Source organism: Bacteroides sp. MSK.18.37, assembly GCF_019129155.2.
Classification (GTDB): Bacteria; Bacteroidota; Bacteroidia; order Bacteroidales; family Bacteroidaceae; genus Bacteroides; species Bacteroides ovatus.
This window is the reverse complement of sequence record NZ_JAHOIB020000001.1, coordinates 6,270,548-6,293,625: the sequence shown is the minus strand read 5'-3', so window position 1 is coordinate 6,293,625 and position 23,078 is coordinate 6,270,548. Positions and strand designations below refer to the sequence as shown.

Here is a 23,078-nt window from a genome sequence, read left to right as displayed (position 1 = left end):
GACCCTATGAATGATTGTTTAGCTATTCAAGATAAGAAAGAAGAAACTTTCTTATATCGGATTTTTATTTCTCACCCGGAACTAAATGCTTCTGCGGTGGCTCGACGTATGGGAATAAGTCAAAGCCTTATGTCTCAATATATAAGTGGAATAAAAAAGCCCTCACAAGAACGGGAGGCCCTAATAGTAAATACTATTAAAGATATCGGTAAAGAACTAACGATGATTGTATGACATACGAAGATATTTTATTTCTCATCGGCTTTTTCCTGGTAATAGCTTTTTTCGTAGGATGTAAGCATAAACCGGCTACTTTATCCGGGTGGCTTGCTTTTACCTTTCTATCCTTTACCGTGACACCTTTTATATCGGTTCCTCTAACCTGGTACGTTTGCCGGATGATTGATCGGGCAACAATTAAGGATAAAGGATATTTTGATCCTTCGGATTTTACATTTAAGAGATAAAATACGTTCTTCTTAGTATAATAAGCCTGTAGAATGGTTCTACGGGCTTTTTTTATGTCCTTTTCCGCCATTTTGCACCAGGATAATTTTGCCTTATAAAATTTACTCTTATGGCAAAATTAAAACCTGACTATATCGAATGGGTGTTAACCCTGAACGCCTCCGATGCGCAGAAGGAAATACATAATCTTTCAGAAAAGAACAAAGAGCTCCGGGATAGCAATAAGGAAATAAAAAAGGCTATGACCGATTTAATCGCCACAGGGAAAGCTGGTGGTAAACAGTGGAAAAGGCTGAATGAACAACTGAAAGAAAATAATAAGACGCTCGGCGAGAATAACAAGAAGATTGCCGAATGTGAGAAACGGCTGGATAAAACCACCATGAGTGCCAACCAGCTGGCAAGGAAGGCAAACGCCTTGCGGAAAGAGCTTCGCGATACGGTGAAGTCTTTGCAGCCGGAAAAATATGCCGCCCTGGAGAAGGAACTGAAAGAAGTTGAAAAAGCATACGGGCAGGCCACGAAAAAGGCGGAAGGTTTCGGAAGTTCCCTTCTTTCCCTGAATAAGATAAAAACGGTTCTGGCCGGTGTGTTTGTCACTATCGGCGCAATGATAACCGGGCAGATTGTCGGCGGGCTAAGGGATGCGATCAGTACTATTATAGAGTTTGAGAAGAAAAACAGTACTTTGGCCGCTATCCTGGGAACTACGAAAAAGAGTATTAAAGATTTAACGGATGAAGCGCGCCGGCTGGGTGCTACTACTTCTTATACGGCCGCACAGGTAACGGAACTTCAGATAGAGCTTGCCAAGCTGGGATTTTTCAAAGAGGATATTAAAGCGATGACGCCTTCCGTACTGAAATTCGCTAAGGCGGTGGACACGGATCTTGCCTCGGCTGCTACGCTTGCCGGTGCAACATTGCGTATTTTCAATCTTGATGCGGAAGATACGGAACGGGCACTTTCTACCATGGCAATAGGTACAACGTCCTCGGCCTTAAGTTTTGAATACCTGAATAGTGCAATGTCTACCGTCGGTCCGGTAGCTAATTCTTTCGGATTCACGATCGAGGAAACGACCGCCCTTTTGGGAGCTTTGGCAAACAGCGGTTTCGACGCTTCATCGGCAGCGACGGCAACACGTAATATTTTGCTTAATCTGGCTGACAGTAGCGGCAAACTCGCGCTTGCTCTCGGTGGTCCGGTTAATAACCTGGATGATCTGGTAAAGGGACTTAAAAAACTAAACAGCGAAGGAATAGACTTGAACAAGGCCCTTGAACTGACCGATAAACGTTCCGTTGCAGCGTTTAACACTTTCCTTAACGGTACCGATACCGTGCTGGCACTTTGCGACGCGGTAACAGGTGCGGAAGACGCCTTTAATGCTATGTCCGAAGAAATGGGTGATAACGTTCAGGGTGCATTAAACCGGCTAAGTTCAACTATTGAAGGGGTAGTTTTACGTTTCTATGAATCAAAGGGTATTCTCCGGGATTTAATAGACCTTGTTACGCTTATGGTGGAAGGTGTGGGTGGTATGATCGACATGTTTAATAAATGGGGTGTTGTCACTTATACCGTTACCGCTTATTTGGTTTCTTACTATGGAGGACTGAAAATCGCTACCATGTGGCACGCCCGTTTTAAAACGGCGACCCTTGCTTCGGTCGTTGCAGAGAAAGCGCACGCCGTACAGCTTTATATCAGCCGGGCGGCTACTCTGGCTTATGCGGCGGCCCAGGCATTGCTGCACCTGAATATTAAAAGATGTACCGCCGCCCTTCGGTTAATGAGGATCGAACTTTTGAAGAATCCATATACGGCCCTGCTCGCGTTACTCGTGGCAGCCGGTGTTGCTATCTACCAGCTTGCAAAGAAGACGGAACAGGCTTCGGCGGCGATGAAGGCCCACCAGGAAGTCGTAAAGAAAGTGAATGAAGAATATGCCAGCCAGGAAGCAAAAATAAAAACTCTTGTAGCTGCTATTAATGACGAGAACCTTTCCAACTACACCCGTAAACAAAGGCTCGCTGAATTAAAAGAACTGATACCGGATTATAATGCGGAATTGAATGAAGAAGGCAGGCTCATAAACAACAACAAGGAGGCTATAGATCAATATTTAGTTTCCTTGGAAAAACAAATCAAGTTGAAAGCTTACCAGGAGGAACTGGAAGAATTGTACAAGAAAAAAAGGAATCTTGAAAGCCAGGAATCAGAGCAAAGCGACGCTTACTGGGACACCCGCCAGCAAAATACATTGTCAGGATATAACCGGAACAGTCTTACCGCTAAAATAAGCCGTTTATTTGGTACGGAAAAAGAGGCTAACCAGTTGAAAGCCCTACAGACAACACAGAAGGATTTGGCCGGTATAGAATCAGCAATCGCCCAGATCAATAATGATATCTTAAAAACAGAGGCGACGGCCACTTCATTAACCGGAACCAATAAAGAAAATATAAATACTGAAACATCCCTCATAAAGAAACTGGAGGCCGAAAAGAAAAAGGTTCAGGAACAGTGGGCGGAAGATAGCGAAGCGAATATCGCCAAGAAAAACAAGGAAATAGAACGTATCGACACCGAAATAAAACGTTTAAACGAACTGGGGAAGGTCAAAAAGAAGGCGGAAGCCGGGGAGTATAAAAATACGGAAACGGACGCCACGTTAAAACCTCTGGAGATCGAGCACGAAAAACGTATGCTTCTAATCAAACAGAACCGGGAGAAGGAAAATAAGACGGAAGCCCAGTATATTCTCGAAGGGACGGCGGAAAACCTTCGCTATTACCGGGAACGTATCGACGCACTCCAGAAGCTGGAAGCAAAAACGCCGGCTAATAAAAAGAAATTACTCGATGAAATCCACAAGCTCGAAACAGAAGCACAGACGGCCATTTTTACGGAAACCGGCAAGCAGGAGGACGCCCGTATAAAACTGGTACAGGAGAAACGGGACGAACGGTTAAAGATTGAAACCGCCTATTACAATGTCCAGAAGGACACCATGGAAAAAGCGGTATTAAACCAAAGTATCACGCAGGAAGCCGCCGACGCCTATATGCTGGAAGTTGAAGCGGAGCACGCCGCAGAACTTCTGGAGATAAACCGTACTTACCAGAATGATATTGCCGCTTTGGAAATTACCGGTAAACAGAAACGTATAGAAACAGCGACGGAAGCGGCCGACGCCGTGCGTGAGTCTGAAATGAAGTTATTGCGTGATCGGGCGGCCATTGCTCAAAAAGTACGTGAAATAACTTCCGTTCCGGTAGGAATAACCGGTATGCAGGAAGCACACCGGAAACAGGTTCAGGATGTAGAAACGACTTATAATGCCATAATTGAGATAGCGAGACAGGCGGGGATTTCTACCGTTGGTTTGGAGAAGCAGAAACAACAGGAAATTAGCCAGCTTGAATTTGAGTACCAGAATAGTTTATACCAGATTCAATCCCAGATCGGCGTATCATGGGCACAGGAATACCAGAATGAACTGGCCCTGTTAAAGAATCTGCACGATCAGGAATTAATAGATGAAAAGACATACCAGCGTAAAAAGCTGCAAATGCAGATGAATAACGCTAAAAAATACTTTGACTATTATTCCGGTCTTTCCTCTTCCATGGTGGAAGCCATTCAACAAGCCGAAATCGACCAGGTGGAAGCAAAATACGATGTTCTCATACAGGAAGCCGAGAACAACGGTGAAGATACTGCCGCCCTGGAAGAAGAGAAGGAAAATAAGAAACTGGAGATTCAAAAGAAGTATGCGGATGTAAATTTTGCTATCAAGTGTTCCCAGATCATAGCAGATACAGCCGTTTCGATTATGAAGGCGTACGCGGACTTAGGACCGATCGCCGGAACCGTTGCTGCAGCAATGCTTGCGGCTACCGGTGTGGCCCAGCTTGCATCGGCCAAAGCAGAACGGGACAGAATTAAAAACATGTCCCTGAAAAACACTACCGGCAGCAAGACCGCCACGGCTGAACGTGTTGTTTCCGGTTCTTCCGGTGGTGGATATTCGGAAGGTGGTTACACTGGTCCCGGTGGGCGTTATGAAGTGGCCGGCGTTGTTCATAAGGGAGAATATGTGGTACCACAGCCGGAAATGAATAATCCTAAAGTAATCGACGCTGTTAGCACTATCGAAGCGATCAGGCGGCAGCGTACCAATGCGAACCCGTTGCCACAGAATCCGGGTGAATATGCGGAAGGCGGTTACGTTACCTCTTATGCAGGGGATTCTTCCTACCGGGAGTTCCTGGAAGCGGCAAAGGAGCTTCGCGCCTCCTGTGAGGCTATCAAATTGATAAAGGCCTATATCGTTTACCAGGATTTGGAGAAGGCCAAAGAAACTATAGATAACGCCCGCGACACCTTTACACGCGGAAAATAAGTAATCATTATGCTAAAGATAAAGACGAACAAAGGTTATCTGGATTTAGGGGGTGACTTTACCGTACAGATTGATGAAAAATCCCCTGTCATGAACGACCGGGGATCGCAAACCGTACCGGTTACGGTTCCATGTACCGGCAACAATGCTAAAATAACCGGTTTTGCTCACCGTCTCGACATGGGTATAAAGCCGATGAATGAAGATCAGGCATGTACGATATTGGACGGAGCATATAAACGTACTGGAAAGATAAATATTGTTTCCGCCGGTAAAAAAGAAGGTATTACCCTTAACATCGGCTTTGACAATTCGGAAGCCTACAGCGCATGGAAAGCAAAAAAATTAAATGCTATTACATTACCGGTGAAGGAGTATAGCAGCGTTAATTCTCTTTGCGCACATTTGCAACAGGTTTTAGGAGGTTATCAGACTGATTATGCCGTATTTCAGATTATGACCGGTAACGATTCGAAAGATAATCAGTTTTACCCTAAATACTTGAACTATATCACACCTGTATCAGAAGGAAGTAAAGTTTATCGTTTACGTTATCAAGCAAGAACAGAAACTTTTTTAGTAAATGGTACTCCGACTGCCGTAACACTTCCGGAAGGTTACGGCGTAACGGCCTTTTTATATGTATGGCGTGTGCTGGAACTTGTTTTTTCCGAATTTGGATATACTATAACCGAAAATCCTTTTAAGACGAACAAGGAACTTTCTAACCTGGTAATATTGAATAATGCGGCCGACTGTTGTGTTAAAGGAAAGCTTTCTTACGCTGATTTGATGCCGGATTGCACAGTAGAGGACTTTTTAAACGCCTTGCATGTGCGTTTCGGACTGGTTTATAATGTTTCTTCCGATACGAAAACAGCCACGTTAAGACTGATCCGGGATATTGTGGATGATGTTCCGGACATTGATTTGTCCCGTAGCCTGACGGACGAACCTTTAATAACTTACGAAACGGCCCGGCAAATGAAGTTATCGGCCAGAACTTCCTTTACCGGTGCGGCCCCCTCTGTTGAAAGACTTGAAGATTACTTGAAAGATCAGAAAGTCGCAAGGTTAACTAAAGTTGATGTATCTAAAAGGGTGATACATCTAAATTATGAGGAAACAACAGGACGGTGGTTTAAATGGGATGAAGATAATAACCGCCTTACTTATTCTTCATCGAGTTTCTTTTCCTGGGATCGGAAAACCGACAATATCGAAGATAACGAATTAACCAGCGACGACGAATGCGTTCCAATGGATTTTGCCCCGAATGATATTCTTTCCCCTCAATATCTTGCTGATTACGTGCACCGTTACACGTATCTTAAAACTTCCTCTAATAATAACGATGAAGACTCGGAGAAGGTGGAAACACCGTTATCCTTCGTGTTTGCGTTTACGTCTTCCCAAAATAGTAAATATCCTTTCGGTTCTGTGTTACCTTACACCTCTGACGCCGAAGAGGTTATATTAAGAGACGGAAGCAAGCATACAATGTCGCTATTTTTTCAATATGATAATGGCCTGTTTTTTAACTTCTGGAAGAAATACGACGCTATATTAAGACATTCATTCAATAAGATAGAGGCAAACGTTTTGTTACCGGTTCACCGGCTTACGGGTATGGATATCTTAACACCGGTAATACTTCGAGGACAATATTTACTTTTTGACGGGCTTTCTTATTCTCTTCCGGCAAATAAGATTGTACCCGTTGATCTGACATTAAGAACACTCCGGTTGATTGGTCCGTACGATTTGGATAAGGAACAGGAAACACCCGTTTTTGGTTCCAGGCTTTTTACGTGGGAATTTATAAGTTCAAATATAGAAACTGCCAAAGAAAATGAAAGGAACAGGATTTTACAACAGGCGAGGGATGAATGGAACAAAAGGCCGACCGCTGTGAACGAAATGAAATCAATAACTTACTCGCTTGACGGATATACAACTCGTAATGATGATAAATACTTGGTTGAAAACTATCCCCAGGAAGCGGGAATTACATTACAAAGGAACTATAAATGTAAAGCGACAGCAATAATAAGTATCTACTACGAGCCTGGAAGTTTTACTCCCGGTACATATCGGGATGTTACGTATGAATCCGAATTTGAATATACAGATACTTTTGTTTCTATTGTCTATTCCGGTTAATCCCGTCCTTTATTCTTCCTTTGATAAATCCAACTTTTGCACCATGGAAAAGCAGAATAACATCGTACTTGCCCCGTGCACCACCCAGGTAACGGAGCTTTATAATTTCTGGAAGGAGAACCATACGGGCCGGCTTACGGACTTTTATAAGTTTATGGTAAATCCTTCGGCTGCCAGGGACCGCTTTATATCCTCTCTGGAGATGCAGCATGAGTTAACAGGCAGTTTTATCGTAACCAAAATAGCAATACAATGAGTGCCAGCGACGAAGCTTTAAAGGTGAACATATATCCTACGGGAAATGCTTTTACGCGTAATCCTATTTTTCTGTCTGTATCATCCAGTTCTATGGCAACATACAGCATCAGAATGAATAATGAGGAAGTTTTCAAAGGAAACGGAATCGGGGAATTTCGTGTTAATATAGCCGAGATTGTCGAAACCGGAATAACAGACGCACGGATTTTATCGGATAATACGGAGCATCTACTTGCCGTTTCCGGTTTGTCGGCCGAAGTAACTATACATGTGGTAAATGAGGGAGAAGAAGAGGATAACCTGTCTTTTACAGCCTGGAAAGGGGGGATTTCCAAGAAGGAGTTTAGACGTCTTCGAAATATGGGGACTGATATATTTTCTTTGAAGTTCCTGAATGAATCTTGTAATTTCTTCTTTACCACCCGGAGTAACGACTGGCGTATAACGATGCGCGAGACGGAACTTTACCCGCTCTGTTTCATCTATCCGGGACACGAACTGAAAATAACGGAACTTCTTACCGGTCAAAGCCTTGCAGTACCAGGCACGACGGGGAGTTTATATGCCTTGAACCTGGAAGCCGTAAGACTTAAATTCTTTACCGATTACGGGGTACTGGCCAACCTTTTTGACGTGTATAGCGGTGATACGTTCGCTCTCCGGATCGGGATCGAGCAAAGCCCGACGGTTCGCGAGCATTACCGGCTCCGGTTCCTGAACAGTTACGGGACTTACGAAGTGTTTTCTCTGGAAGGCGAGGCGAGCGTAACTCCCGGCATGGATGAAGACGAAGACGCTGTTTTCCGGCGTTACGATGAAATTACCGATGATTATTATTCGGATCGCATACGTACGGAGATACAGGAAGCCGTAACGATTAAGACGGGATTCAAACGCCCGCAAGAAATACGCTTTCTTCTTGATCTGCTTTCCTCTGATAATGTCTACCTGTCTGGTTACGGTCAGGAAGAGATCAAGGTAATTCCTTCGGCGGAAGAGTTTTCTTATCGTGTCCGCCCTGACGCGCCGCAGAACGTGACGTTAAAGCTCACGTTTGCCGAGAAGGAGTCCAACTGGACCGGAGAAATTACGGAAAGCGGCTACCGGAAACCGGGCGTTCATTCCAAAGAGTTCAGCAAACAATTTAATTAATGTATCTATATGGCAACACAGGAGTATATCGATGATCTTATTATAGTCATTGAAACCGCGGAAGACGCGGGAAGCGTTACTAACCAAATGGTGGCGGCGGTTCTTGACTTTTTAAACGTAAACCTGAAAAAGGTTTCCCAGGGTGAGGAAGTCCTGGAAGAGGAAGCCGCACGCATTGCCGCCGATGCTGCATTACAGAAGGCTATAGACGCCGTATCTTTACGTATCGACCGGCTTGTCGGTAATAATGCCTCCCAGGCAATCGACAACTTTAACGAAATTCTTAATTTTCTGAACGGGCTTAAAGATAGTGATTCGCTTGCCGCATTGCTGGCTGATATTAACGCCCGTATTGGCAGCGAAGACGGTTCACAGAGCGAAGACGGTTCTCTTTGGGGAAAGCTGAAAAGTTTATCCCAGGATATTTCCAGTTGTTCCGAGGACATAAGCACGTTGCAGGTAGACCGTGACAAAATAAAACAGGAGTTGCAGCAGACGGCCGGACTCCAGGTTTCAACCTTTACCAACGTGAACAACTTTTTGAACGCCGGTACCGTCTATAGTGACCTGTCGGGAGTGTTTACAGCATTGAAAACGGCGGATAAGATTAACAATGTCCGGAAAAACGGCGTGATCCTTTCGTTCCTTACTGCCGACGGCTGGGTGACGAAGCAATTTAGAGGTAATCCGGACGCGGATTTTGAAAATGTCGAAAAGTGGGAGGATTTCGGCAGCGGCGGTTCGGCCGGCGGGAATACTTATAACGTAACCGGTAACATGCCACTAACGGAAGGTTTCTATACTCTTGCTTCCGCCATTGCCGCGGTACCGGACAAGTGGCGCGACCGGGGGCGTGTTATCACCTTTGAAACATCGCTCGGTAAATGGGAGACGTGGCAATTTACCGGAACCGATCCGGCTGTCTGGGATCAGGAGGCGAGCTGGGAAGAGTTCGGCGGCAAAGGAACGGTAAAGAGTGTAACGGTAAACGGCGAGAAGCAGACGCCGGACGCGGCCGGTAATGTGAATGTAAACGTGGATATCCTGGAAGTGGACGAAACTTTGTCCTTAGATTCCACCAATCCGGTAGAAAACAAGGTTGTAACCGCCCGTTTTAACGAGGTGGACGCTTCCACGTTGTTCAATGTAAATGCGGAGGTAAGCGAGGATGAAACATCCGTCCGTCTGTCTTTCCAGAATAAAAGCGGTGCGGAAATTACCGCTGTAGATATCCCGGCCGGTTCCGGTGGAGGTTCCGGCGAAACGGTGGCTACTAAAATTGTATTAAATGCGGCTGTAGATAACACCATAATCAAGGAAGGCGGAAACGCCCGTCTTACTTATACGTACGATCACCAGTACACCACGGGGGACGAAAAAGGGGAATCCACCGGGCAAAAGGCAGATATAACCGTTACGATCAGGCGTGGAACAACTACCATGTATTCCCAAACAGTCAGCGATGTTTCTAAAGGTAGTTACGAACTGGACCTTTCAAGTTACTTGCTTGTGGGAAACACGGATATTTATGTAGTGGCAACCACTACCGATCCGACTACCGGCAAGAAACAAACCCGACAGGCATTTACATCCGTAAAGGTTGTCAGCCTTTCCCTTACCAGCTCTTATAATCTGGCCGGGGCCATAGCCGCTGGCGGTTATACGCTGGCCGATACGATTAATATTCCTTATGCCGTCAACGGTTCCGGAACAAAGGTCGTCACGCTTTATCTGAACGGCCAGCAACAGAACGCGCACACCATTACAAGATCGGGAACGACAAACGGCAGTTTCAGTTTGTCCCCTTCTTCGCTTGTAACCGGTCGGAATACCGTTCAAATGGTTGCCGAAATGGAGGCTTCCGCCGATCTTGTGTTAAAATCCGAAAGTATCTACATTGATATCCTGAAATCCGGAGGATCGGCACCGTTCATCGGCACGATGATAAGTTTTCCGGACGGTCGTATTTTTACGGAGGATCATCTTGTTCCGCGCCTGGAAGCGGGGCAGTACGAACAGGTAAAATTTGACTTTGTGGCTTATGATCCCGCCGCGACGCCGGCCAAAGTGGACGTTTACCGGGACGGGGTGAAAACGCAGTCTGTCAGTGTGGCGCGTACTACGCAAACATATACCAACCGTTTTACCCAGCAGGGTGAAATCAATATGAAATTTAAGACGGGAGCCACGGAATACCCGTTTTATATCGACGTGACGGAAAGCGGGATCGACTTGCAGGAAACTACCGCCGGGCTTGTACTGAAACTTTCAGCAGCCGGGCGGAGTAACAGTGAATCCGATCCGGGAGCCTGGGATTATGGCGACATACATACAACGTTTGCAGGTTTCGACTGGAACAGCAACGGCTGGACGGGTGACGCCCTGAAACTTACGGGAGGCGCGAAGATTGAAATCGGGTACCAGCCGTTCTCCACAGATGCGACCACTACCGGGGCTACCTATGAAATGGAAATTCTTTGTTCATCGGTAACGGACCGGCAGGGAGTGATACTGGACTGTATGGCCGGCGATATCGGTTTCCAGATGACAACGGAGCAGGCCCTTATGCGTGTTTCCGGCGGTACGGAAGTAAGTACAAAGTTTGCAAGTGATATGAACCTGAAAATAGCCTTTATTGTCGGGTCCAAGGCTGGCAAACGGTTGCTGGAACTTTATGTAAACGGAATCCGTTGCGGGGCTGTGCAGTATGGGTCTACCGAAGGACTACTGCAGGCGGAACCGGTAAACATCCGTTTGTTCAGTGATACGGCGGATGTGGAGATCAGGAATTTCCGTATTTATAACCGTGCGCTTACGGATGATGAAGAATTAAATAATTACATGGTAGACCGTACTACGTCGGACGAAATGGTCCTGTTATTTGAAAAAAACGATGTTACGGGGGACAACGGTACGGATATCGACATAGACAAGTTACGCGCCCAGGGAAAGGCGGTTATGCGAATTGTCGGCGATGTGAACCTTGTCAACGCCACCAATAACAAGAAATTCGAGGTACCGGTCGATATCTATTTTTATAGCCCGTACGGTAAGGAGTATGATTTTGTAGCAAGGAATATCGGTCTAAGAATACAGGGTACATCATCCACCACTTATCCGCGTAAGAATTACCGTCTTTATTTCTTGCGCCTGGAAAAATACGGTACCACGCTGGAAGTTAACGGCGTGGATGTGCCGTCTCTTGAATACAGTTTCAAACCGGGAGCACGGCCGATCAGTATATTCTGTTTGAAAGCGGACTTTTCCGATTCTTCCGGTACACATAATACCGGTGCGGTGCGTATTGTGAACGACGTTTGGAAGAAGTGCAGGTGGCTGACACCGCCGCAGGCTGCATATAAGGGGGAATATGACGTACGTATAGGCGTAGACGGTTTCCCTATGGACCTGTTTTATGACAACGACGGCACCGGTGCGAATACTTATCTGGGAAAATACAATTTCAATAATGAGAAGTCGGAAAGTGCGATTATTTACGGTTTTGAAGGAATTGAAGGATTCAACGACGAAGCGGCCCTGAACGGGCAGCGTAACAAATGTATCTGCCTGGAGTTCTTGAATAACTCCGAGGCCCTTTGCTTGTTCGGGACTACCGATATGTCTTCTTTTGATGATGCGCTGGAATTTCGTTTCAAGGCAGATACTACCTGGGCGGATGCACACGAGGACGACAAGGCGGCAGTTACAAGGCTTTGGAACTGGATCGATTCATGTAAGGATGATCCCGCCAAGTTCCTGGCGGAATATAACCAGTATTTCGGTAATGACAGCCCGTTTGCATGGTATCTGATTACCGATTATTTTATGGCCGTGGATAACCGGGCAAAAAACATGATGCTGGCGACTTGGGATTCTCTGATCTGGTATTTCCTTCCTTACGATATGGACACATTGTTCGGTGTGCGTAATGATTCGGTATTGAAATACGAATATACCATTACCCACGAAAGTTTTGACGATAGTATCGGTAGTTATGCTTTTGCCGGTCATGATTCCGTTTTATGGGAACTGGTACGGTCTTGTCCGGACAAATTGCGGGAAGTGGCGGAAACCTTGCGTAGTAATATGAGCCTTGAATATGTCCTGCAAGTATTTAACGAGGAACAAATGGGTAACTGGTGCGAGCGGATTTATAACAAGGATTCGGAATATAAATATATCCTTCCGCTTACCGAGGGGGTGACAACCAGCAGCGGAACCAGTTATTATAATTATCTGTATGCCTTGCAGGGAAGCCGTTATGCGCACCGTACTTATACCATTCAGAACCGTTTCGCCCTTTTGGATAGTCAGTATGTAGCCGGTACTTACCGTCGTGACAGCTTTGCGGCTTATTTCGGGTACAAGTTCGGCAGCGATAACCGGAAAATTCGGATTACGGCCTCCGAACGGTACTATTACGGGTACGGTTACACGTCCGGAACACCGCACCAAAGTGCGGTACTTGCAGAAACGGCCGGGGCTGTGGTGGAACTGACAATGGACACGGATTTAATAGTAAACGATCCGCAATATTTCTACGGTGCAAGCCGTATTCGCGGGCTTGATCTGACGGATGTAAGCCACGCCATTGTCGGCACGTTGAACCTGAACAACTGTACGGCCTTGCGTGAACTGAATGTTAGCTGTGAGGCCGGACAGATGACACTTAACGCCCTTCTGGTGGGTAATTGCCGTAACCTTCGAAAACTCGACATTTCCGGGCTTAAATCCTCTTCCTTTACCGGTATGGACCTTTCAAGCAATACCAAACTTGAAACCTTTCTGGCCGGTGATACATCCCTTACCGGTGTGACATTCGCCGGCGGTGCGCCTCTGGCCGTTTGCGTCCTTCCCGGAACTTTACAGACGCTCGAACTCCGATACCTGAGCAAACTAACCAATGCAGGGCTGCAGCTGGAAGGTACGGCAAATATCACGCGCCTTGTGATTGATAACTGTAGCCTGATCGACTGGAACACGTTGTTACAGCAATGCAGTGCGACCAGCTATCTACGAATTACCGGTATAGATATGGACGGGAACGGTAATTTGCTTCGCAGGCTTATGACAATGGGCGGCGTTGATGAAGACGGGGGAAACGTGCAGACGTGCCGCCTGGTAGGTACGTACCGGCTCACCCAGTCCATGTCGGATGAAGAGTACGCCGCCACTTGTGCACATTTCCCGGAACTGAATATCATTCAGCCGCAGTTTGTCGGCATAAAAATAGATCAGACGGTAGGAGACGGGGAAAAGATTACGAATCTGGATAACTCTACCGGATATGACTATAATACTGAATTTACCCCGTCTTCCCATATATTGGAAGTGTTGTCGAAAAGACGTTGTATTCTGGCTAAAAAGACGGCGGAGGGTGAAATGACCTGTTATCCGCTTCATGATGAGAACCGGAATAAATACGGGGATAGTGACAGCGTGGAGAACGCCACGGATGCAGTATTAACCGGATCGGAAGGTGAAGTTTACGTATATGAGCCTCATTACTGGTACAAGGGAGTAACGGACGTGCTGAATCAGTGTCTTTACGGTTTTATTTCAAGCAATGAGGATGCGCCGGCAGCGGCAGGGTACACCAGTGTAAGATTTACCCGTGAGAAACTGGACGTAACGGAAGGGATTGGGATTCGTAAGAATACGGATTACACGACCATTGAAGAGGCGAAGAATGAATACGAATCCGGATCGTTCGCCCTGGTGGACGTCCGGAATTACAAGCAGGTTCGTTTTCCCGGTTTTGCTTCTACTCTTTACGGGGCTGTATTTGTAGATGATGCTGGGAAAATAGTAAGTCGGATCAGCGTTTCAAATGCGAACGGTTTTATCAATGGTATGTACCTGTTTTGTGCCGTTCCTGTAGGAGCTACGAAACTGGCCTTTACTTTCCTTAATTCGGCGGCCTTCGATTTCGTTTTACTCACAACGTCGGAAAGTGTGGAAGCGATCGAGCCGGACTGGGTAGAACATACGGAATGCCTGGGAGGTGCTTATGAAGCTTACTTGATTGATGATGTATTGCGTTCTGTCAGTGGTGTTTCAAGTGTAGGAACCATTTCACAGAGCCAGGCAATCAAATACGCCCAGAACAGGGGCAAGGGTTTCCAGCTGTTCGACTGGGAGATGCACAAGGATGTGGGTAATCTGCATTTCTTTAAATACGGTAATACCGATTCGCAGGGAGTTTGCGGATATGGAACAAGTAATTACCAGAAAGTGACGGGCCTTACAAATGCACTGGGGATGCGTGATACGGTTTCTTATTATAAGGAAAAAGGCGGTTCCAATCCACAGGCGGAAGGTGCTTACCGGGACGGTGTAAATTATCAGTCCGTCAATGTACTGGGATATGAAAATTTCCAGGGAAACAAGGCGGAATGGTTGCAGTATGTCACAGTAAACAAGACGGCGGCGGACGGAAGGTGGTTTATTACCATGCCGGACGGAACGGAACGCATTGTACAGGGAATTACTGTTTATAACGCGGATATTTATCCTACCCACATGGTTTGGGGCCGGTATATGGATTTGATTGCAGCTAAAGAAGGCGGTTCCACTTCCTCACATTGGTTCGATAGGTTCTATGTGGGTACCGGTCTTTCTCGTGTGGTGTATCGGTCGAGCTACAACGCGTACGCGTTGGGCGGTGTTTCGTATGCGTACGCGAATAACGATTCATCGTACACGTATGCGAGCATCGGTGTTCGGCTTGCCTTCAGGGGCATAATACGCTGGGCGGGCAGCGTCGCGGCCTTTAAAGCCATAAATCAGGCAGATTAAGAGAAAAAACAGCAACGTAAAACGTTGTGCGGGTAGCGCGGGCGTCCGGAAAGTAAGACGGGCGCCGGTACTTCCGAAAAGTACAAAGGCGGATTTCCTCATATACACTCGTGTGGTGTATCGGTCGAACAACAACGCGAACGCGTTAGGCGGTGTTTCGTATGCGAACGCGAATAACGATTCATCGAACACGAATGCGAACATCGGTGTTCGGCTTGCAAACAATTAGAATAAAGAAAAAGCGCATAAGCCTTAAAAATTGGCGTACAACAGTGGGAACGTGTTCCCGGCGTGGAGCCAAGAGGAATGAGCCTCGCCAACAGCAGCCGTTTACGGTTGGAAAGGGGAAAAATAAAGCGCAGGGCAATGGGGTTTGGTAGGAAGTTTTTTCGAAGAAGCCCGGCCCGGGGAATTGAAGGCTGATTTAATTATCATGTGGAGAGAAGATAATATTATAGAAGAGATTGTCGAGGACGCCAATATAGAGGACGCCATAAAAACGGTATTGCGCAAAAGAAGACGAAAGCGCAGCTTTGCCGGGCGTCGAATACTGGCGGATGTCCCGAAGGCGGTAGAGAGGATCAGGCAGCGGATCAGGAGCGGGCGGTTCAAGCTCGGAGGATATCGGGAAATGACCGTAGACGACGGGCCGAAAGTAAGGATCGTACAATCGGTTTCCCTGGAGGACAGGATCGTTCTTAACGCTGTTATGAATGTGGTGGACCGGCATTTGAAAGTACGTTTTATCCGGACTACTTCCGCATCCATTAAAAACAGGGGAACGCATGACCTTTTACAGTATATCGTTAAAGATATAAAGGATGATCCCGAAGGAACCCTGTTCGGGTACCAGTTCGATATAACGAAATTCTATGAGAGCGTAGACCAGGACGTTTTGCTGGATGCAGTGAAAAGGATGTTCAAGGATAAAATATTGATCGGAATCCTGGAAGAGTGCATCCGCATGATGCCTAAAGGCGTAAGTATCGGGCTAAGATCATCACAGGGGCTTTGTAATTTGCTTCTATCCATTTACCTGGATCACCGGTTAAAGGATCAGGAGGCGGTAGCATATTATTACCGGTATTGTGACGATGGTCTGGTGCTTTCCGGTAGTAAGAAATACCTTTGGAAGGTTAGGGATATCATTCATGAACAGACCCGGAAAGCCCGCCTGGAGATTAAAAGCAATGATACCGTTTTCCCGATCACCGAAGGTATCGACTTTCTGGGATATGTAACCCGCCCGGATCATGTACGGTTAAGGAAGCGTAACAAACAGAAGTTCGCCCGCAAGATGCACAAGATTAAAAGCAAGAAACGCAGGCAGGAGTTAACCGCCTCATTTTACGGGCTTACAAAACATGCCGATTGCAAGAACTTATTTTATAAACTAACAGGAAAGAAAATGAAAAAATTAAAAGATCTGGGCTACAAGTACAAGCCTAAAGACGGACGGAAACGATTTACCGGGGCAAGGATCAAGTCGCCCGAACTGATGAACAAGGATGTGATCGTACTTGATTATGAAAAGGACGTTCCGACGAAAAACGGAAACCGGACTGTTATAAAGCTGGAACTCGACGGCAAGGAGAGAAAGTATTTTACCAGCCTGGAGGAAACCCTTTTCATTTGTGAATCAGCGGCAAGAGACGGAGAACTGCCTTTTGAAGCACATTGCGAAGGTGAAGTAAGTGAAAAAGGATTGATAATTATACATTTTACTTGAAATGATACGGATTTATGCAGACAGCAAGGCGGAACCGGTAAGATGCACCAACCGCCGCCGGGGAATCTGGCGTATTACGTGGGATTACCAGGAAACAGAGACACCCGAAGGAGTGCAACGTAGTTACATGGAAGAGACGTTCGATCATCTACCCGCACTGGCAGAAATCAAGGCGGTTATTAATGAATGGTATAACCGGAAGATAACCGACACGATCGAAAGCGGGTACGTATGGAACGGCCTGAAAGTCTGGCTTTCCATGGAGAACCAGATGAATTATAAGACGGCGTACGATCTTGCCTTGCAGACAGGCGGGGAAAACCTTCCTGTTACTTTCAAGCTCGGGGAAGAAGACAACCCGACGTTTTACGAGTTTGCAAGTATGCAGCAACTACAAGAGTTTTACACCGGTGCCGTGAAACATATACAGGAGACACAAAAGGAAGGCTGGGCACTTAAAAAGGCGATAGACTGGAGCGTTTATACGTTGGAGTAGAAAAGCGAAGGGGGAAGCGGGAAACACGTTTCCCCTTCACTCTTTTAGTTATAACATATCATCAAAGGCGTGTATTCCCGCTTCGCGTTCATCTTCCAGAGCATGTGCGTAAACCATTGTCATAGTTATAGAACTATGTCCCAAAAGGTGGGATAGCGTTACGATATCATGTGTTTTCTTATAATACAAGGTAGCGAATGTATGCCGCCCGGTCTTTGAACTGATATCCTTTGTTATTCCTACTTTACCGGCTATTGTTTTCAATACCCGGTTTATATCCTGATCCGTGGGAAGGTTCATAAACAAGTTACCTTTTGTACGTCCGGCCCGGTAATATTCATAAATATAACGTGCCGGGTCCGATAAGGGTACAGTTACCGGTATTTTGGTCTTACCTCGTGTGTAGTGTAGTTCATTCCCTATGAACTGGTTTATCTGCAATGCTTTTGCATCGCCTATATGCAAAGAAGTAAAACAAAGAAACAGAAAAAAACGGAGTACGTTCTGGGTACATTCTTCCAGGCGGCCGGACCGGTACAAGGCGGTCAGACGGAGGAGTTCTTCTTCCGTCAGGTATATAACTTCACTTTTGGGGCGACGTATCTTTATGGCCGCGAACGGGTCCTGGTCCATATAACCGCCGCGTATGGCGGCACCTACATATATTTTGATAGTAGCCATGTTACGCCATGCCGTAGAATCCATGTTACCTATTTTGCGAAGATATGCAAAGAAAGACAGGAGAAATTCATGGGTAATCTCTGAAAATACAAGGCCGGGGGCGAATGTTTCCAGTTTCTTGATGATAGAAACGTGATGTTTCCAGGTACCGAAAGAAATTGTTTTGCTAATTTGTTTGAGGTAAACCCGTGCAAAATCAAAGAAAGTACCAAAATCCGAAGGATTGTTGTACTGGCGGAAGAAACTTTCTTTTGTCAGCGTCTCATTTTTAAGACGGGCACGAACAAATATGTCGCTTACACGTGACCGGATGTTTGAGATGATTAAATTTTTGTCTTTACTCTCTTTGTCCCGGCCTTTTATCACTTCGTTTTGCTCGTCCCATTCTTTGGACGTGACACTTAACCTTACCGCGATCCTTATTTTCTCGCGGTTGATATAAAATTCCACATACAGGGGGAGCCGGTCGGTTTTGCCTTTTTTGCCTTGTCTTACAACTCTTATTGCCGTCATTTTTATATGCCTATTTTATGCCTGTAGAGGGGATATGCCTACAAATATGCCTACACAGGCAAGTTATTAAAAGTTAAACGGGGCGAAAGTAAAACGTTTAATATCAGCTATTTAAAAGAAAAATCCGATAACATTTAACTGTTACCGGATGTTAATAGTGATTCCGCTGCGATTCGAACGCAGGACCCACGCCTTAGAAGGGCGTTGCTCTATCCAGCTGAGCTACGGAACCAGCCTTATTTGCGGATGCAAAGGTAGTGCTTTTTATGAAAACTCAAAAACTTTCCGGCACTTTTTTATTCATATTTTTCTTTATGGCTATGAATCAGTAATTTATAAAAGAGAAATATTTTGTTTACTTATATGATTGGGGAGGAATGAATAGGAAAACGTCATTTTTACGAAGAATAACGAACGTTATATAGGTTTCAAAAAGGTCAAAAAAATAAAATACGGTTGTGTTTTTCTATTATAACTTCTACTTTTGAACGATAAACAACTAAAAAACACATAAAGTTATGAAGAAATTGATTTTTTTATTTGCATTTTGTATTGTAGTGACTAATGTTTTTGCACAAACCGCCCCAGAGCAATTGAAAAAAGAAGGAAATGATGCATTTAATGCTAAAAATTATCCAGTAGCGTATGCGAAGTTCAGCGAATATCTGAAACAGACTAATAATCAGGATTCTGCAACAGCTTACTATTGTGGTATAGCAGCAGACGAAGTGAAAAAGTATGCGGAAGCCGTGACCTTTTTCGATATTGCTATTCAGAAAAAATTTAATATAGGAAATGCGTATGCTCGTAAAGCTTTGGCTTTAGATGCACAAAAGAAGACTGCTGAATATGTAGCTACATTAGAAGAAGGGCTGAAAGTCGATCCTAAGAATAAGACAATGGTGAAGAATTATGGTCTTCATTATCTAAAAGCAGGACTTGCAGCACAGAAAGCAGGAAAAGCAGAAGAAGCTGAAGATTGTTTTAAGAAAGTAATTCCTTTGGATCACAAGCAATATAAAACAAATGCATTGTACAGTTTAGGAGTTCTGTGCTATAATGATGGCGCTAATATCCTGAAGAAAGCTGCTCCTTTGGCAAATTCTGATGCAGATAAATATGCTGCAGAAAAAGAAAAAGCTGATGGTAGATTTAAAGAAGCATTAGACTATCTGGAAGAAGCTGCTAAGATCTCTCCGGAAAATGAAAATGTGAAGAAGATGCTTCCTCAAGTGAAAGCTGTTATGAAGTAATTTGACCAATTTTATAAATGATAAAGGGTTGCCGATATGACACGTCGGACAACCCTTTTTTATTGCTATCTTTTTCTAATCTATACTTTTTGTGTACATTTGCCTTCCCTAAACGTAGAAGTATTTTATATGCACTTATATAATAAGGAACAGGCTATTAAACGAATGAACCAGTTGGGACAACTCCACCGTCCTTTCATTTTCATTATAAATTATCTACAAGATGTATCTTATATAGAGGAGGTTGCCGCTGTTGATTCCGCTGAAGTTTTGTATAATTTGAATGGATTTACCAATCAGATTATATCGGCTGAAGATGATATAGCTACTTACTCCGCAAAAACAGTGCCTTCACTACATTGGCAGCCTTTCGCAGAATCTTTCTCTTCTTATCAACGTTCGTTTAATATCGTGCGACGGAACATCCTGGCAGGAAATAGTTTCCTTACGAATTTGACGTGTCGCACTCCGGTAGAAACCAATCTCACTCTGAAAGATATTTATTTTCATTCAAAAGCGATTTATAAGCTGTGGATTAAAGATCGTTTTACGGTTTTCTCTCCTGAAATATTTGTTAGAATTCATCAAGGAAAAATTAGCTCATATCCGATGAAGGGAACCATTGATGCTTCAATTCCCTCTGCTGCTCAATTATTGATGAATGATCCGAAAGAGACTGCCGAACATGCTACCATTGTAGATCTGATTCGTAATGATTTAAGTATGGTTGCCAACCGGGTGTCAGTTTCCCGGTATCGGTATATGGACAGGTTACAGACTAATCGGGGAGTCATTTTCCAGACGAGTTCTGAAATTCAGGGTATATTGCCTGAAAATTATCAGGAGCATTTGGGAGATATTATTTTCAGGCTATTACCAGCCGGTTCTATTACCGGTGCTCCAAAGAGAAAAACGATGCAGATTATTCAGGAAGCTGAAACCTACGACAGAGGATTTTATACGGGAGTTATGGGATATTCTGATGGCATTGATTTAGATAGTGCCGTTATGATACGATTTGTAGAACAGGAAGGAGAGAAGATGTATTTTAAAAGTGGAGGTGGGATCACCTGCCAGAGTGATGTGGAAAGCGAGTATAATGAAATGAAACAAAAAGTATATGTACCCATTTATTGAGACTATCCGGATAGAGGATGGACAGATTTATAATCTTGATTATCACACAGAACGCTTTAATAAAACCCGTGCAGCTTTTTGGAAAGACAGCACTCCGCTGGATTTACGGGAATTTATATCTCCGCCAACTTTAAATGGAATTCATAAATGCCGGATTGTATATGGAAAAGAAGTGGAAGAAGTTACGTATGCGCCCTATCAGATGCGACAGGTATCTTCTTTGCATTTGGTTGTGTCTGATACCATTGATTATACTTATAAAAGTGCGTATCGGGAAGAACTGAATGCCTTGTACGCTCAAAGAGGAATGGCGGATGATATTTTAATTGTGAGAAATGGCTATCTGACAGATACCTCTATAGCTAATGTTGCTCTCTATGACGGACATACCTGGTTCACACCGGCTCATCCGTTACTCCGTGGGACGAAACGAAGCGAATTTCTGGACAGGCAGCTCATTGTTGAGAAAGACATTCCGCAAATATGTCTGAAAGACTATTCCCATATCATGTTATTCAACGCAATGATTGACTGGAAACGCATTATATTGCCTATAAATGAGAAACATTTAATTCTATAAACTATAATTAACTGAAATATACAGAGAACTGCTGAACAAAAGTCTCTTTTGTACTGTTATATTTATGTGTTTTTCATAGTATTAGATATAAGATTAATTAAAGAGATTGTACTTCACTTGTGAAAGCTAAAGTACGTCAGAGACAGAAGAGTCTGTTTTTTTGATAAATGTGTTAGAGCATCGGTTTTACCAGGCCGATGCTTTTTTTATGTCCTTTTACCCCCTTTTGTAGTTTATATGAAATAAAATTTGTACGTTTGTAGAGTAATAATAGAAAATGATAAAGATGAACATACCCGTTATCTTTCAGTTTTTAAAAGATCTTTCCGCGAATAATAATCGTGAGTGGTTTAATGAGCATAAGGCAGAATATGAAACAGCCCGTGCCGAGTTCGACAACTTCTTGGCAACAGTGATTGCCCGTATTTCCCTGTTTGATGAAACTATCCGGGGGATTCAGCTCAAAGACTGTACTTATCGCATTTACCGGGATACCCGCTTCTCTGCGGATAAAACACCTTATAAAATACATTTCGGAGGTTATATCAATGCCAAAGGAAAGAAGTCTGATCATTGTGGATATTATGTACACTTGCAGCCGGATGGTTCTATGCTTGCCGGAGGAAGCCTGTGTCTGCCTACCAATATCCTGAAAGCCGTGAGACAATCTATCTATGATAATATCGAAGAGTTTGTTGCGATCGTAGAAGATCCGGAGTTTAAGAAATACTTTCCGGTGATAGGGGAGGATTTTCTGAAAACAGCTCCGAAAGGTTTTCCGAAAGATTTCAAGTACATTGATTATTTGAAATGTAAAGAATACGTTTGCTCTTATAATGTTCCCGATAACTTCTTCACCCGACCGGATATGTTGGAACAGATCGACAAAGTGTTCCGGCAATTCAAACGGTTTGCCGATTTTATAAACTATACGATTGATGATTTTGAATAAATAATGCCTAGAATATAAACTTTAAAATTTAACTTATATGGTAGTAGATACTTTAGAAAATCTGGAGAAATATGCGTCTTTAAACCCTCTGTTTGCACAAGCTATTGAATTCTTGAAGTCTCATGACCTCCAAGCCATGGAAGTTGGTAAGACAGAATTGAAAGGAAAAGATCTGTTGGTGAATATTGCACAAACCAAACCTAAAACAAAAGAGGAAGCCAAACTGGAAACTCATAACGAATTTATAGATATTCAAATCCCATTGTCGGGAACAGAAATAATGGGGTATACTGCTGCTAAAGACTGTGTTCCGGCAGATGCACCTTATAACGCGGAAAAAGATATTACTTTCTTCGAAGGATTAGCAGAAACATACGTTGCCGTAAAACCGGGAATGTTTGCTATCTTTTTCCCACAAGACGGTCATGCTCCCGGTATCACTCCAGATGGTGTGAAGAAAGTAATCGTAAAAGTAAAAGCATAATCC

14 protein-coding genes and 1 tRNA gene are annotated in these 23,078 nt (G+C 44.4%); 13 read left to right on the top strand and 2 right to left on the bottom strand.

Annotated features, from left to right (window positions below; all coding sequences use genetic code 11):
- Positions 1-6: 6 nt before the first annotated feature.
- The 8 genes from KSX81_RS24285 (at position 7) to KSX81_RS24250 (ending at position 17,475) form a co-directional block, all read left to right on the top strand.
- On the top strand, positions 7-234 hold the full coding sequence (locus tag KSX81_RS24285; RefSeq protein WP_004303369.1) for a helix-turn-helix domain-containing protein: 228 nt from the start codon (positions 7-9) through the stop codon (positions 232-234).
- Between the two features lie 343 nt (positions 235-577).
- Positions 578-4,879, top strand: a complete 4,302-nt coding sequence (locus KSX81_RS24280) for a phage tail tape measure protein (protein WP_212702001.1) — start codon at positions 578-580, stop codon at positions 4,877-4,879.
- A gap of 9 nt (positions 4,880-4,888) precedes the next feature.
- On the top strand, positions 4,889-7,042 hold the full coding sequence (locus tag KSX81_RS24275) for a hypothetical protein (protein WP_008998349.1): 2,154 nt from the start codon (positions 4,889-4,891) through the stop codon (positions 7,040-7,042).
- 43 nt (positions 7,043-7,085) lie between these two features.
- Complete coding sequence (locus tag KSX81_RS24270; protein ID WP_008998348.1) at positions 7,086-7,298, top strand: hypothetical protein; 213 nt, start codon at positions 7,086-7,088, stop codon at positions 7,296-7,298.
- On the top strand, positions 7,295-8,452 hold the full coding sequence (locus KSX81_RS24265) for a hypothetical protein (protein ID WP_008998347.1): 1,158 nt from the start codon (positions 7,295-7,297) through the stop codon (positions 8,450-8,452). Before KSX81_RS24270 ends, KSX81_RS24265 begins: the two co-directional genes overlap by 4 nt.
- Before the next feature lie 9 nt (positions 8,453-8,461).
- Entirely contained in the window at positions 8,462-15,250 is a 6,789-nt protein-coding gene (locus KSX81_RS24260; protein WP_217725560.1) for a CotH kinase family protein, read from the top strand.
- A 433-nt stretch (positions 15,251-15,683) separates the two neighbouring features.
- Positions 15,684-16,979, top strand: coding sequence for a reverse transcriptase domain-containing protein (locus KSX81_RS24255; RefSeq protein WP_008998345.1), 1,296 nt, complete (start codon positions 15,684-15,686; stop codon positions 16,977-16,979).
- A 1-nt stretch (position 16,980) separates the two neighbouring features.
- Positions 16,981-17,475, top strand: coding sequence for a hypothetical protein (locus KSX81_RS24250; protein WP_007760657.1), 495 nt, complete (start codon positions 16,981-16,983; stop codon positions 17,473-17,475).
- Between the two features lie 48 nt (positions 17,476-17,523).
- Here the strand turns inward: KSX81_RS24250 and KSX81_RS24245 are convergent, their stop codons facing one another.
- Both KSX81_RS24245 and KSX81_RS24240 read right to left on the bottom strand, forming a co-directional pair.
- Positions 17,524-18,669, bottom strand: coding sequence for a site-specific integrase (locus KSX81_RS24245; RefSeq protein WP_004303351.1), 1,146 nt, complete (start codon positions 18,667-18,669; stop codon positions 17,524-17,526).
- A gap of 158 nt (positions 18,670-18,827) precedes the next feature.
- Positions 18,828-18,901: transfer RNA gene (locus KSX81_RS24240), tRNA-Arg, on the bottom strand.
- A 286-nt stretch (positions 18,902-19,187) separates the two neighbouring features.
- Between KSX81_RS24240 and KSX81_RS24235 the strand changes: the two genes are divergently transcribed.
- The 5 genes from KSX81_RS24235 (at position 19,188) to KSX81_RS24215 (ending at position 23,075) form a co-directional block, all read left to right on the top strand.
- A complete protein-coding gene (locus KSX81_RS24235; RefSeq protein WP_004295839.1) occupies positions 19,188-19,922 on the top strand; it encodes a hypothetical protein in 735 nt (244 codons plus the stop codon).
- A 129-nt stretch (positions 19,923-20,051) separates the two neighbouring features.
- Positions 20,052-21,059 carry an aminodeoxychorismate synthase component I gene (locus KSX81_RS24230; RefSeq protein ID WP_004308911.1) on the top strand — a complete coding sequence of 336 codons (1,008 nt, stop codon included), beginning with the start codon at positions 20,052-20,054 and terminating at the stop codon, positions 21,057-21,059.
- The gene (locus KSX81_RS24225; RefSeq protein ID WP_004295841.1) at positions 21,043-21,639 is read left to right on the top strand and encodes an aminotransferase class IV family protein; all 597 of its coding nucleotides are present in this window, start codon (positions 21,043-21,045) and stop codon (positions 21,637-21,639) included. Before KSX81_RS24230 ends, KSX81_RS24225 begins: the two co-directional genes overlap by 17 nt.
- Before the next feature lie 277 nt (positions 21,640-21,916).
- On the top strand, positions 21,917-22,591 hold the full coding sequence (locus KSX81_RS24220; protein WP_217725559.1) for a DUF2461 domain-containing protein: 675 nt from the start codon (positions 21,917-21,919) through the stop codon (positions 22,589-22,591).
- Between the two features lie 37 nt (positions 22,592-22,628).
- Entirely contained in the window at positions 22,629-23,075 is a 447-nt protein-coding gene (locus tag KSX81_RS24215) for a YhcH/YjgK/YiaL family protein (RefSeq protein ID WP_004295843.1), read from the top strand.
- Positions 23,076-23,078 lie beyond the last annotated feature (3 nt).